Origin of the sequence: Nostoc sp. PCC 7524, from assembly GCF_000316645.1 — a bacterium.
Lineage (GTDB): Bacteria > Cyanobacteriota > Cyanobacteriia > Cyanobacteriales > Nostocaceae > Trichormus.
Genome location: NC_019684.1, coordinates 1,020,588 through 1,034,246, shown reverse-complemented (window position 1 = coordinate 1,034,246; position 13,659 = coordinate 1,020,588). Strand labels below are relative to the sequence as shown.

10 protein-coding genes are annotated in these 13,659 nt (G+C 41.4%); 4 read left to right on the top strand and 6 right to left on the bottom strand.

Annotation, left to right across the window (positions count from 1 at the left end):
* Window positions 1-6: 6 nt before the first annotated feature.
* Window positions 7-1,362, bottom strand: a complete 1,356-nt coding sequence (gene rppB / locus NOS7524_RS04325; RefSeq protein WP_015137249.1) for a two-component system sensor histidine kinase RppB — start codon at window positions 1,360-1,362, stop codon at window positions 7-9.
* Window positions 1,349-2,053, bottom strand: coding sequence for a two-component system response regulator RppA (gene rppA, locus NOS7524_RS04320; RefSeq protein ID WP_015137248.1), 705 nt, complete (start codon window positions 2,051-2,053; stop codon window positions 1,349-1,351). Before rppA ends, rppB begins: the two co-directional genes overlap by 14 nt.
* 157 nt (window positions 2,054-2,210) lie before the next feature.
* Between rppA and NOS7524_RS04315 the strand changes: the two genes are divergently transcribed.
* Both NOS7524_RS04315 and NOS7524_RS04310 read left to right on the top strand, forming a co-directional pair.
* Window positions 2,211-3,872 (top strand): efflux RND transporter periplasmic adaptor subunit, encoded by a 1,662-nt coding sequence (locus tag NOS7524_RS04315; RefSeq protein WP_015137247.1) that lies wholly within the window; start codon window positions 2,211-2,213, stop codon window positions 3,870-3,872.
* A 57-nt stretch (window positions 3,873-3,929) separates the two neighbouring features.
* Entirely contained in the window at window positions 3,930-7,052 is a 3,123-nt protein-coding gene (locus tag NOS7524_RS04310; protein ID WP_015137246.1) for a CusA/CzcA family heavy metal efflux RND transporter, read from the top strand.
* Window positions 7,053-7,500: 448 nt separating this feature from the next.
* Here the strand turns inward: NOS7524_RS04310 and NOS7524_RS04300 are convergent, their stop codons facing one another.
* The 4 genes from NOS7524_RS04300 to NOS7524_RS04285 form a co-directional block, all read right to left on the bottom strand.
* A complete protein-coding gene (locus NOS7524_RS04300) occupies window positions 7,501-9,561 on the bottom strand; it encodes a copper-translocating P-type ATPase (protein ID WP_015137244.1) in 2,061 nt (686 codons plus the stop codon).
* Window positions 9,562-9,579: 18 nt separating this feature from the next.
* Complete coding sequence (locus tag NOS7524_RS04295; protein WP_144050837.1) at window positions 9,580-9,999, bottom strand: hypothetical protein; 420 nt, start codon at window positions 9,997-9,999, stop codon at window positions 9,580-9,582.
* A gap of 70 nt (window positions 10,000-10,069) precedes the next feature.
* Window positions 10,070-10,582 carry a flavodoxin FldA gene (gene fldA / locus NOS7524_RS04290; protein WP_015137242.1) on the bottom strand — a complete coding sequence of 171 codons (513 nt, stop codon included), beginning with the start codon at window positions 10,580-10,582 and terminating at the stop codon, window positions 10,070-10,072.
* 53 nt (window positions 10,583-10,635) lie between these two features.
* Window positions 10,636-11,163: a hypothetical protein gene (locus tag NOS7524_RS04285; RefSeq protein ID WP_015137241.1), complete on the bottom strand. Its 528-nt coding sequence runs from the start codon at window positions 11,161-11,163 to the stop codon at window positions 10,636-10,638.
* A 334-nt stretch (window positions 11,164-11,497) separates the two neighbouring features.
* Between NOS7524_RS04285 and NOS7524_RS04280 the strand changes: the two genes are divergently transcribed.
* The gene (locus NOS7524_RS04280; protein ID WP_015137240.1) at window positions 11,498-12,100 is read left to right on the top strand and encodes a DUF411 domain-containing protein; all 603 of its coding nucleotides are present in this window, start codon (window positions 11,498-11,500) and stop codon (window positions 12,098-12,100) included.
* A 50-nt stretch (window positions 12,101-12,150) separates the two neighbouring features.
* On the top strand, window positions 12,151-13,614 hold the full coding sequence (locus NOS7524_RS04275) for a multicopper oxidase family protein (RefSeq protein ID WP_015137239.1): 1,464 nt from the start codon (window positions 12,151-12,153) through the stop codon (window positions 13,612-13,614).
* Window positions 13,615-13,659: the final 45 nt, after the last annotated feature.

Genomic DNA, 13,659 nt, shown 5'->3' with positions numbered 1-13,659 from the left:
AGGCTTTTATGTTTGTACTTCCTCAGACTTATGGGGTAACTTAATCGTAAAAATACTGCCTTGATCTAATTTACTCTGTACATCTATGCTACCGTGGTGTGCTTGGACAATTGCTTGAGCGATCGCGAGTCCTAATCCAGAACCGCCAGTTTTACGAGAGCGATCGCTATGCACTCGATAAAAGCGATCAAAAATCCGCGATAATTCTGATTGGGGAATCCCAATACCTGTATCTTGAATTTGAATCACAGCATAGTGTTCACTACGGTTTAAACAAACCGTTACTTCACCACCTGATGGCGTGTATTGAATGGCATTGATAATTAAGTTAGAAATCAAACGATAAAGCTGGTCTTGATTACCAATAATATTGACAGGAGCAGACACCGGAATCTGAGATTTGAGGGTGACTTTTGTGGCGATCGCTAATGCGGCAAACTCTTCTATTAAGTCGCTAATAATATCATTTAAACAACAAATTTCACGCAGTATTGGGACAGGTTGACGATCTAAGCGAGATAGTAATAATAAATCTGCTACCAGATTAGTCAGGCGTTGATTTTGACGTTGTATAGTTTGTAAAATTTCCCGCGCCTCTAATTCATCCAGTTGTGACATTAAAAGTGCTGATTCTACAGTTGCTTGAGTTGCTGCTAACGGTGTGCGTAATTCGTGGGCTGCATCTGCTGTAAATTGCTGAACTTGTCTGTATGATTTATAAATTGGTTGCATTGCTAATCCTGCTAACCACCAGCTAGCAAAACCAACTAAACCAATCACAATTGGCGAACCCAACCCTAAAGTTATTTTAACTGCATCTAAATAATTACTGAAATCTTCAATACTCCGCCCGACTTGAAGATAACCCCAATCACGATTATTTTGGGTATGCAATGTTAAAGAAATTTGGTGATAAACCTTTCCTTTTCTATCTTTGAGAGTTTGCCATAATTCTTGATTAAATTCTGATGAGAATCCTTGTGGATAAGCACCTGCTGTGGCTATTAATCGTCCATTTTTATCAAAAAAACGTACATAATAATGTCCTTGGTGAATGGCACTGAGGGTATGACGTTGAGAATTTATTGACTCTGAAATACATCTTGTTTCTACTATGCAAATATTGGGTAAAAGTGTTTTTATGACTGGTTCTAATTGACCGGGTTGTTGCAATTTTAGTTCAATAGTATCATGCAATGTTCCTGCTACTGATTCTATTTCTTGGTCTAATGTCATCCAATGAGCATGAGACACAGCTTTATAAATACCAATTCCACAAAGACTTAAAATTACAGCCATCACCAGCGCATACCAAAACGCCAACTGTAGACGGGTGCGCTGAAATAATTTATTTTGATTCATGAGTGAGATTTAGTCTATATCCCATACCATGTAATGTTTCAATCATATTTTCACAGCCACTATTAGCTAACTTGCGCCGTAGTAACCTGACTTGTGCTGCCACTACATTACTAACAGGTTCTGAGTTTACTTCCCAAAGTTGATAGCGGAGTTGTTCAGAAGTCACTATTTGATTGGGGTGTTTCATGAAATATTCTAGGAGTTGGAATTCTTTATTAGTTAAAGTAATTTCCTGTTTATTTCCTATAGCATCTTTACTGATCACTTTACTATTGCCATACTCTAAAGTGAGATTTCCTACAGTTAATTCCTGGGGCTGAAATTGAGGCGATCGCCTTTGCAAAGCCCGCAATCTTGCTAACAATTCCGCCATGCCAAATGGTTTGACTAAATAATCATCAGCACCAGCATCTAACCCCATAACTTTATCTTCCATGCTGTCTTTAGCTGTGAGCATTAATACAGGCAGAGGATTATGGCGATAACGTAATTTTTTACATAATTCCAACCCAGAAATACCGGGAATCATCCAATCAAAAATAGCTAATGTGTATTGTGTCCAACTACTTTCTAAATATGCCCAAGCCTCATCACCATTCATTACCAAATCAACCAAATATTTCTGTTGGGTAAGAGTTCGCTTAATAGCAATACCCAAATCTGGTTCATCCTCGACTAATAAAACACGCATAAACTTAATATTTTCTCATTTGGTAACTTTTTATTCCTGTCTCTGTGACAACACAAAAAATCTCTACTCAATTTCATCCTAATTTCATTTTGAGGTGAAACACTGGGATGAGGTATAGCACATCCCCTTTCCCCGTAATTCAGGATTTCTGATAGCGATGTCACACTCTCTGCGATGCCAAACACTTTTAATTATGCGTAGTGTCTATAGTACACTAGCAGGCTTACTACTCATGGTAAGTCCCGCAGTAGTTCTAGCCCATGCTGGACACGGAAATGAATTTCAGGGAGGTGGTGAAGCCTCTGCTAATACTTCGGTTCAAGTAGATACTGAAACTGCTCAAAGGTTAGGGATAAAAGTTGCACCGGTCAAACTACAGCCATTGACTATTAGCATCAAAACTACAGGTCAAATAGAAACCCTACCTAGTCAACAAGCGGAAGTTACTACACCCATTCCAGGGGCAAAAGTAGTTGAGTTATTAGTAGAACCGGGTAGTGTAGTCAAGAAAGGTCAACCCGTTGCTGTTGTTACCAGTCCAGATTTAGTTGCACTGCGTGTAGAGTCACAAGAGAAACTAGCCCAAAGTCAAGCAGATTTACAACAAGCTTTAGCAGATTTAAAGTTAGCGCAACAAAACTATCAACGCTATCAACAAATTGCGGCTGCGGAAATTGCCGAAGCTGAAAGTCAATTAGCATTTGCTCAAGAAAAATATAATCAAGACAAAGATTTAGCTGAGGCTGGCGCGTTACCCCAACGTAATGCTTTAGAATCTCAAACTCAGCTAGCACAGGCGAAAGCACAACTTACTCAAGCTAATAGTCGGCGGGAAGTTATCGCCGCAGAAAATCAACTCAAACGCGCCCAGGCGGCTGTCACCGTCGCTAAGTCTCGCATTAGTCTCAGCAGTACAAACTATGAAACTCGCTTGCAACAACTAGGCATCCGTAGTAATAACAAAGGACTTGTGACAGTTACAGCCCCAATTGTCGGTAAGGTGGCAGATAGAGAAGCTACTATCGGTCAAACCTTCAATGATGCAGGTGGCAAATTAATGACGATTGTTAATGATAGTCGGGTGTTTGCTACAGCTAATATTTATGAAAAAGATTTAGATAAAGTTCGCCAAAGTCAACGGGTTAATGTCAAAATCGCTGCTTTACCTGACCGCACATTTACAGGGCGGATTACTGTGATTGATTCGGTGGTAGTAGGGGAGACGCGAACTATACCAGTGAAAGCAGAAATCAATAATCCTGGTGGTGTCCTGAAACCAGGAATGTTTGCACAATTGGAAGTTCTCACAGACCAAACATCATCACCAATGTTAGCTATTCCCACTACAGCCATTGTTGATGTCAATGGTAAGCAACAGGTTTATATCCAAAACGGTAACGCTTATCAAGCAGTGGATGTGACTTTGGGCCAAACCTCTGGGGATATGGTGGAGGTGAAGACGGGTTTATTTGAGGGAGATTTAGTGGTGACTCAGCGTGCGCCGCAATTGTACGCGCAGTCATTACGAGGGGATAGTAAATCTAGTACAGCCGAACATGAACACGGAGAAACTACTACAGCAGTAACATCTCAGTTGCCTGTACCACTATGGTTATTAGGCATTGGCGGAGGAAGTTTATTAACTACAGTAGCTTTTGTTGGAGGTGCTGTTTGGTCTAGTCGGCGGGCTAAATCTCAGTTATCTCCAGCACCGATTTTTGGGTATGAAATGGAAACTCATTTTGAGCATAACGCTCAACATCAACCACTTGCTGAATCCAGCCTGAAAAATGGCAAACAAGAAGATTATCAGGGGTAAACCATTTTTACCTTCTGCCCTTTGCCTTTCTGCAATTCTGGTGTCTGGAGTTTGTCAATGCTAAATGCCATCCTTAAATGGTCGATTGTTCAACGGTGGTTGGTGGTTTTGGGCGCGGTTGTAGTGACGTTTTTGGGTGTCTACAATCTGACTCAGATGCCATTGGATGTGTTTCCTGATTTTGCACCGCCGCAAGTTGAGATTCAAACGGAAGCGCCAGGATTAGCACCGGAAGAAGTAGAATCACTGGTGACTCTACCGATTGAAAGTTCTGTGAATGGTACGCCGGGAGTGGAAACGGTACGTTCTTCGTCGGCGGTGGGAATTTCTGTGGTGAAGGTGATTTTTAAGTGGGGGACTAATGTTTATCAGGCTCGTCAGTTGGTGACGGAACGATTGCAACAGGTGCAGGAAAAGTTACCTGAAGGTGTAGAAAATCCGCAAATTTCGCCGATTACTTCACCTATTGGGACGGTGTTGCAGTATGCTTTCACGGCTGACACAACGCCACTGATGGAAGTGCGGCGTTTGGTTGACAGGGATGTGGCAAACCGACTGTTGGCTGTACCTGGGGTATCGCAAGTGATTGCTTATGGTGGTGATGTCCGTCAGTATCAGGTTTTAGTTGACCCAGGAAAGTTGAAAGCATTTAATGTCACTTTGGATGAGGTGACAGCAGCAGCCAAGGCGGCTAATGTGAATGCGGCTGGTGGGTTTTTAATTAATCCTGAACAAGAAATTATTATTCGCGGACTGGGACGAGTTGATTCTATTGAACAGTTGGCTAATTCGGCAATTACAGCCCGTGATGGTAAGCCTGTGTTACTCCAAGATGTGGCATCTGTGCAAATCGGGGCAGCTTTAAAGCGTGGTGATGGTAGTCTGAATGGTCAGCCTGCAATTGTGGTGATGGTGAATAAACAGCCGCAGTATGATACACCGACTGTAACTAAAGCAATTGAAAAGGCGATCGCTGAGGTAAAATTAGCATTACCCCCAGATGTGAAGGTGACAGAAACCTTTCGTCAAGAAAGTTTTATTGCAGCAGCTATTGAAAATGTTACCAGTTCTCTCCGTGATGGTACTATCATCGTTGCTGTCATCCTGTTGATGTTTTTGATGAACTGGCGCACAGCTATTATTACTCTGAGCGCGATTCCCCTATCAGTTTTAATTGGGATGTTGATTCTCAATTTATTGGGTCAGGGAATCAATACTATGACCTTGGGTGGTTTGGCTGTGGCTATCGGTTCGGTAGTGGATGATTCAATTGTTGATATGGAAAACTGCTACCGGGGTTTACGCAAGAATCAAGCTTCAAGTAATCCTGAGCATCCTTTTAAGGTGGTTTACGATACTTCCGTTGCAGTTAGAGTCAGCGTGATTTTTTCTACAGTCATTATTGCCGTAGTCTTTGCCCCCATATTTACACTCACAGGTGTGGAAGGGCGGATATTTGCCCCGATGGGTGTGGCTTATTTGGTATCAATTTTTGCGTCTACCTTTGTGGCCATGACGCTTTCACCTGCACTGTGCGCGATTTTATTAGCTCATCGCAAGTTACCCTCAGATGATACTTGGGTAAATGCTTTATCGCAGCGACTTTATAAACCATTGCTAAATTTTTCTCTGCGCTTCCCGACGATTATTTTGGCAATAGCAGGAGCTAGTTTAGTCGCTTCTTTGGTGATTTTACCGAGTTTGGGCAGGGTATTTCTGCCTGAGTTTCAAGAACCATCTTTAGTTAATGCTGTGCTACTTTATCCTGGAAGTTCTCTGTCAGCAACAAATCAAGTCGGGTTCGCTATGCAAGAGGCTTTAAAAGATGACAAGCGATTTAGTACAGTGCAGTTACGAGCCGGACGCGCCCCTGGTGATGCAGATGCGGGGGGTGTAAATTTAGGACATTTAGATGTGGAATTGACTAAGGAGGGATTACAAGATAGGAAAGCCAGTATAGAAAAGCTAAGGGCAGAATTTGCCAAGATACCGGGAATTGCTGCAAGTATTGGCGGCTTTATTTCGCACCGCATGGATGAGGTATTATCAGGAGTGAGAAGTGCGATCGCTATCAAAATTTTTGGCCCAGAATTAGCCGAACTGCGTCAAATGGGGACGGAAGTACAAGCTGCTATCAAAGATATACCCGGACTGGTAGACTTACAACTTGAACCCCAAGTCCCCATTAAGCAGGTACAAATTAAATTTTCCAGAGAAGCCGCAGCTCGCTATGGTTTAACAATAGGTCAACTAGCAGAAATGACCGAAACTGCTTTGAATGGGCGTGTTGTCTCACAAGTTTTGGAAGGACAGCAATTATTTGATTTAGTAGTATGGTTGCAGCCAGAAGCACGCAATAATTTAGACATTATCCGCAACTTGTTAGTTGATACCCCCACAGGGCAGAAAATCCCCTTAGCTCAAGTCGCCAATGTTGACTATGGCACAGGACCCAACACGATTAACCGAGAAAATGTCTCACGTTTAATTGTAGTTTCTGCTAATGTTTCCGGTCGAGATTTAGGTTCTGTGGTTGATGAAATTCAAACCAAGGTCAAGCAATCAGTTCAGTTACCCACAGGTTATTTTATTCAATATGGTGGTCAATTTGAATCAGAACAACGCGCCACACAAAACTTATTGGTTTTTGGAGGGTTAGCAGTTGTAATTATTGCTGTCTTAATGTACTTCGCAGTTAAATCCGTCTCTGCCATGCTGATGATTATGATTAACTTACCTTTAGCATTGGTAGGCGGTATATTTTCCATAGCTTTAGGTGGCGGCATTATTTCTGTAGCTTCCTTAGTCGGGTTCATTACTCTGTTTGGAGTAGCCACACGCAACGGACTTTTATTAGTAGACAACTACAATAATAAATTAGCTGAGGGAATGCCTTTAAGAACAGTGATTTTTGAAGGTTCAATGGAACGCTTAGTGGCTATTTTAATGACAGCTTTAACTTCAGCTTTGGGAATGATACCTTTGGTAATTGGTACAGGTGCAGGTAAAGAAATTCTCCAGCCTCTAGCTGTTGTGGTACTGGGAGGTTTGTTTACTTCTACAGCTTTAACATTATTAGTTTTACCTGCTTTATATGCTCAGTTCAGTAAATTATTAATGCCTAAAAAACCACTTACAGATGTTGAATCAGGAAAGAAAATGATATCAATTTTTGAGTAATCCCAATTCTATGTCAAGGGGCTACGGTGTACACACAAGTTGCTTTATAAGCATTGTTAATGTAACGCCTGACATTGTTAATGCAACACCTGACATTGCCAATGCAACACTTGACATTGTTAATGCAACACCTGACATTGTTAATGTAACGCCTGACATTGCCAATGCAACACTTGACATTGTTAATGCAACGCCTAACATTGCCAATGCAACGCCTGACAGTTACTCTAGCGAGAAGCTGCTCCGCGTCTTTGGAGAGGGGTTTGTGAAGTAAGGAAGAGTTCGTAGTAAGGACTACCCTTTGCTACGCAACGCTATCGCGAACGGGTTCCGCTTGCGGTACAGTCCTTAGATGAGGACTAAAGTCCTCTCTACGAGACGCTACGCGTAGCTTGCTTCCCCACAGGGGTACACTACAAACTATTTTCTGAACTGAACTGTATTGGATTTAAGCCAACTTCGCCCGACGCAACATTACAGCATTAATTGCCACAATCACGGTTGATAAACTCATTAATAATGCTCCCACTGCTGGGGAAAGTAAAATTCCCCAAGTATAAAGCACACCAGCCGCCAGAGGAATAGCAATCACGTTGTAACCTGTCGCCCATGCAAGATTTTGAATCATTTTGCTGTAGGTTTTTTGTGCTAAATTGAGGGCTTTAACTGCGTCTAAGGGATCATCTTCAATTAAGACTAAATCCGCAGATTCAATTGCTACATTAGTTCCTGCACCAATCGCAATTCCAATATTAGCTTCTAAAAGTGCAGCCGCATCATTAATTCCATCACCAACAAAAGCAGTTGCACCTTCCTGTTTCAATTGTTTGATAATACTCACCTTGTCTTCCGGTACAACACGGGCATAATAACGCTCAATACCTAACTCCTGAGCCACTGTCCGCGCCACAGCTTCCGCATCTCCGGTAATCATGACTACTTGAATATCTTTTTCTTTGAGTTGATTAACTGCTTGTCTAGCCCTTTCCCTTACTTTGTCTGCCATTGCAATCACAGCCACAGCATTTTTATCAGTCATTAAAACTACCGCACTTTCACCGCGTTCATCTGCCATATCTAATCCTTGACGCAGAGATGATGGCAATCTCAGACTTTGTTCTGTTACCCACTCAGGACGACCAATCCGATAAGTTTGACCGTTAACTTTACCCTCCACACCCCGACCTGTGACAGTCTTAAAATCAGACATTTGGGGTAAATTCACTTGACGGCGTTCTGCGGCTTCTACCACAGCTTGCGCTAAGGGGTGTTCGGAAGAAGTTTCTAAAGCTGCGGCGATGGCTAAGGCTTGTTCTTCTGCTAACGGGTCGCTGACAATTCTTTGCACAGCAAAACGTCCTTCTGTCAGAGTTCCCGTTTTATCAAATGCCATATTTTTAATATCTTTTGCCCGTTCTAAAGCATCTCGGTTTCTCACCAAAATGGCGTTTTTAGCAGCTAAAGCTGTAGAGTTGGCAATTACCAAAGGGATGGCTAAACCAAGGGCGTGGGGACAGGTGATTACTAATACGGTAACGCTACGGTTGACAGCAAAGATTAAATCACTGAAGTATAGCCAAATCACGAATGTGAGAGTACCGACGGCGATCGCAATTATAGTCAACCAATAAGCTGTCCGGTCTGCTAAAACTTGATATCTACTTCTAGAACCCTGCGCCTCTTCCACCAAGCGCATAATCTGATTAATCGTAGTTTCGCCACCCACACGAGTAACTTTAACTTTAACTGAACCTTCACCGTTCACCGAACCAGCTACTACTTCATCCCCTTCCTGTTTAGCAACCGGACGAGATTCACCTGTGAGAAAGGATTCATTTATGCTGGTTTCTCCCTCAATCACAATGCCATCATTGGGAACTTGCTCACCTGGACGAATCAAAACAATATCTTCTGCTTGAATTTCACTTATCGGCACATCTTCAACTTTACCGTTAACTAGGCGATGGGCTTGGGCAGGTAGCAATTGGGCTAAATTTTCTAAAGCTCGGCTAGCACTTTGTACAGAAGCCATTTCAATCCAGTGACCTAGCAGCATAATATCTACTAGGGTTGCTAGTTCCCAATAAAAAAGCATTCCCCGCAAACCGAAAGAAACAGCCAAACTATAGGCAAATGCAACCGTAATTGCCAGTGCAATTAGCGTCATCATCCCGATTTGGCTGTGCAGTTCGTTCCAAGCACCTTTGAGAAATACCCAACCACCGTAAAAATAGATGATGATAGCTAAAATTGGGTTAATCCACTGCGAACCAGGAAAGGCGATCGCTTCATAATTTAACCAATCTTGTAGTTGAGTAGAAAAATACAAGATTGGCAAAGTTAACAGCAGACAGATAAAAAAGCGACGTTTAAAAATTTCTGGGCTATGTCCGGCGTGTTTGCCATGTCCAGCGTGTCCACCATGTTGTAAATGCCCTGGTTGATGCTCAGAATGGTGTTGATGTTCGTTAACCGGATGTGTAGCTGTTCGCCTATTATGATTTGTCATGATCAATAGCACTCATTATTATTGTTTTGGTATTGCATTACCAGTTCCCATCATTTGGTTCATCCTTTCCATCATTTGATTCATCTGCTGCATATTTCTCATCATTTCTTGCATTTGCATCATCATTTTTTGATGGTGTTGTTCTCTTTGTTGTGGAGTTATTCTTTGTATCATTTGCTGCATTTGTTCAGGTGTCATCTGAGACATTCTCTGCTGCATTCGACCCATATTAATTTGCATTTGTCCCATCATTTGCTGCATCTGTCCCATCTGTACCATCATTTCTTGATGATGCTGCTTCATCTGTTGTAAGTTTATTTTTGAGCTTTGCTGAGAAGGATTAGTTTGAGCAATAGACGGGACAGCACTCAATCCTAATAGAGTAAGAATAGAAACCACATAATTAGCAACAGTTGTATTTCTAGTTGTATTTTTCATAATCATTTTTTGCTCATTTTTAAAATTCAAGTTTTTAACACCAATCTAGAACAGCAAGTAACATACTCTTCTACAAACCAAACTCCTGCTTTAGTTGAGCCACCCAAGTTTTGATTCTTTCCTCTGTCAAATCCGATTGATTATCTTCATCGAGAGCAAGACCTACGAATTTCCCATCACGAAGTGATTTAGACTCAGTAAACTCATAGTTATCTGTAGGCCAATAACCTACAGTTTCACCACCTAGTTCTGCAATTTTTTCTTCCAGAATGCCCATTGCATCTTGAAATGTATCAGGATAACCAACCTGATCTCCTGCACCAAAGTAAGCCACTTTTTTACCAGAAAAATCAATATTGTCTAGCTCATCATAAAAACCTTCCCAGTCACTTTGTAATTCCCCAATATTCCAAGTAGGGCAGCCAATAATGATATAACTATATTCATTAAAATCACTTGGCTCTACTTGAGAAATATCATGTAATTCCACAGTATTTTTCTCACCAAACTCTTGTTGAATCGTTTCAGATTCGGTTTGGGTATTGCCTGTTTGAGTACCAAAAAATAACCCTATCTTAGCCATACTTACTCCTTGTAAATCTGAGAACTAAATATATTACAAGAACATTTATGAGATTAATGAGAGTGTTCAGTCTCGGTTTCCGAAGCCTTGTTATCTTGAGGTTTAGTTTCATTGATGGGAGCTAAAAATTCTAATTCTCCTCTAACTTCAGTGTGACGAATCACACCCCCACGTACACCAGTCCATGACACCAAAGCTGTAGCAATAATTACTAAGACCAACAATAATATAGTGAACCAAGTCGGAGCTTTTCTTGGAACTCTAAAGACAAGCAAAGCTATAAAACATAGCACTCCCAACATCCCTAATACTATTAATGTCTGTTCTGCTATGGCTCGATGTTGATGGATAATAGATTCTGAGACATTGGGTAGATGGTGAGCCACTGTAGCTGCTTGCGTACCCGAAAAAAACACAGGTATTGCAAGCAGTACAATAATGACAAACACCCAATAAGTAGCTTGCATTAAATCCTGATTATTCTTGAAAATGGCATAAATAAACAGTAAAAGCCCAAAAATAGCCCCCACAATTGGGAAGTGATTGAGTATCAGATGTATGTGAGTCCAGCTGAGATTCATCTGTCTTATCTGTGTAATTCTGATACTACTTAAGGATGGTACACTCTACTTTGAAGTTACCTTGCTCCTTGGCTTTACCTTAAAAATTTCCTATTGCTCAAACATCTTCCGCATGAGGTAAAGAAACTTATACCTGATGTCATATACCAAATTTCATCTGATTTTCATTTTTGTATGTTTAGCTAAAAATGTAGACAGTATTTGTTGATGACAAACTAAATACTTCTTTACATCTTAAAACCTTACTGTTGACTCTCCACTCAACTAGAGAGTATAAACTAGCAAAAATGTATTGAACATCTCAATACCAAAAATCTCTGATAAGGTGTGAACAATGCACAAACGTTTTTCTGTTTGGATTAATCAATGGTCACGTTATTTTTTGGCAGTGATTGTTACCACTGGGATTGTAGCAACTGCCTATGCAACATTCCAATTAATGAGCAAAGAAGAGAGTGTTACAGCTAGTAATCATCCACAAGTATTAGCGAACAATTCTACATCACTGCTCAATGTTAGTGCTTGGGACAAGCCAACCGTATCCTATTCAGGAATAAAAGATATTACAGTTTATCGCAGTCCCTCTTGTGGTTGCTGTGGTGCTTGGGTGGAACATATGCAAAAGCACGGATTTAATATCAAAGCAGATATCAAAACTGATGACATGGAGGGAATTAAACAAAAGTACAACTTGCCTCAAGATTTAGCATCTTGTCACACAGCAATTATTGATGGCTATGTCATGGAAGGACACATTCCCGCCGACGATATTAAGCGTTTTCTGCAACAAAAGCCTCAAGTTGCAGGTTTAGCTGTACCAGGAATGCCTTTAGGAACTCCAGGGATGGAATCAGGAAATAAAAAACAGCCATTTACCATCATGGCATTTGATAAAACAGGTGCAGTTACAGCTTTCAAAGAGTATCAATCTTACTAAGTTAGAAAAAGAGGTGAGGGGTTAAACAATCAGAGTCATGATTAATTACGATGATGAAAAAGTTAAATCGCCGTCAGTTTATTACCTTAACTGCGGCTAGTGCTGGAACGGCTATAGCTGCTAGTTGGGTATGGCAAAAAATTCATTCTTCTCAAATTGCAGCACAGCCACAAATTGACCTACCTAAGTTGCACAAAAGCACTGATGGTTTATTAGAAATTAACCTGGAAGCTAGCAACCGTGCTGTGAAGTTGGGTGATCAACAAGCATATCTATTAACTTATAACGGACAAATACCTGCGCCTCGTTTGGAAGCAAAACCAGGCGACACCGTTCGCATTCGTTTTACTAATAACCTTGCTCAATCAACTAACCTGCACTATCACGGACTACACATTCCACCTACAGGTAGTGCGGATAATGTTTTTCTCAGCATTGACCCAGAAGAGAATTTTAACTACGAGTTTACTATTCCTGCTAATCATCCAGCTAGCACGTTTTGGTATCATCCCCATCGCCACGGCTTTGTGGCGGAACAGTTATTTGGGGGTTTGGCTGGTTTATTTGTGGTGCGGGGTGAATTAGATGAAATTCCCGAAATTAAAGCCGCTAAAGAGGAATTTTTGGTACTGCAAGATTTTGCGCTGGACGGCGAGGGAAGGCTGATGTCTTCTGCACATATGTCAATGATGACGGGACGTGAAGGAGACATCATTACGGTTAATGGTCAGTCTAACCCCTCTTTTTCACTCCCTGCTCAGGGTTTAGTCCGATGGCGCATTCTCAATGCTTCGACTTCTCGCTTTTATCTACTGGCGTTGGAAAAACACCCGTTTTACCTGATTGCGACTGAGGGGGGTGCGTTGGAACAACCTGTAGAAGTCCGTGAATTACTACTGACACCAGGACAACGGGTAGAAGTGCTAGTAAAAGGCGATCGCCAACCCGGAAAATACCGTCTGCTTAATCTGCCGTACAATCGAGGTGCAATCGGTATGGGTATGATGGGCGGTAGGGGTATGATGCGAGGAAATCCCAACACACCAACAGTTTTAGCCACCGTTAACTATGATGCACCTGTAAAACCTATTGCTTTACCCAAACAACTCTCTGCAATATCAGCTTTACCAGAACCGAAACAAGTACGTCGGTTTGAACTTAATCATGGTATGGCTCCTGGTATGGGTATGATGTTTCTAATTAATGGTAAGCCTTTCGTTCGCGATCGCATTGATACACAAGTCCAACTCAATACAGTAGAAGACTGGGAGATTGTGAATACAGGAGTGATGGATCATCCTTTTCATCTTCACGTTAATCATTTTCAAGTCATTAGTCGCAATAATCAACCCGAACCCTATCGCGCCTGGAAAGATACAGTTTTAGTTCCCAGAGGCGAAACAGTTCGTATTCGTATTCCCTTTAAAGATTTTGCAGGTAAGACAGTTTATCACTGCCATATTCTCGACCATGAAGATTTGGGTATGATGGGAAATTTGATGATTCAAGCTTAGAGGGTGTTTGAAAAGTCAGGTATGTTGTAAAAAAGCTCTCTCAGT

Coding starts and splice junctions, on each gene's coding strand:
- NOS7524_RS04300 (WP_015137244.1), bottom strand. CDS start 9,561: ATGACAAATCATAATAGGCGAACAGCTACACATCCGGTTAACGAACAT.
- NOS7524_RS04275 (WP_015137239.1), top strand. CDS start 12,151: ATGATGAAAAAGTTAAATCGCCGTCAGTTTATTACCTTAACTGCGGCT.
- NOS7524_RS04315 (WP_015137247.1), top strand. CDS start 2,211: ATGTCACACTCTCTGCGATGCCAAACACTTTTAATTATGCGTAGTGTC.
- NOS7524_RS04280 (WP_015137240.1), top strand. CDS start 11,498: ATGCACAAACGTTTTTCTGTTTGGATTAATCAATGGTCACGTTATTTT.
- fldA (WP_015137242.1), bottom strand. CDS start 10,582: ATGGCTAAGATAGGGTTATTTTTTGGTACTCAAACAGGCAATACCCAA.
- rppA (WP_015137248.1), bottom strand. CDS start 2,053: ATGCGTGTTTTATTAGTCGAGGATGAACCAGATTTGGGTATTGCTATT.
- NOS7524_RS04285 (WP_015137241.1), bottom strand. CDS start 11,163: ATGAATCTCAGCTGGACTCACATACATCTGATACTCAATCACTTCCCA.
- NOS7524_RS04295 (WP_144050837.1), bottom strand. CDS start 9,999: ATGAAAAATACAACTAGAAATACAACTGTTGCTAATTATGTGGTTTCT.
- NOS7524_RS04310 (WP_015137246.1), top strand. CDS start 3,930: ATGCTAAATGCCATCCTTAAATGGTCGATTGTTCAACGGTGGTTGGTG.
- rppB (WP_015137249.1), bottom strand. CDS start 1,362: ATGAATCAAAATAAATTATTTCAGCGCACCCGTCTACAGTTGGCGTTT.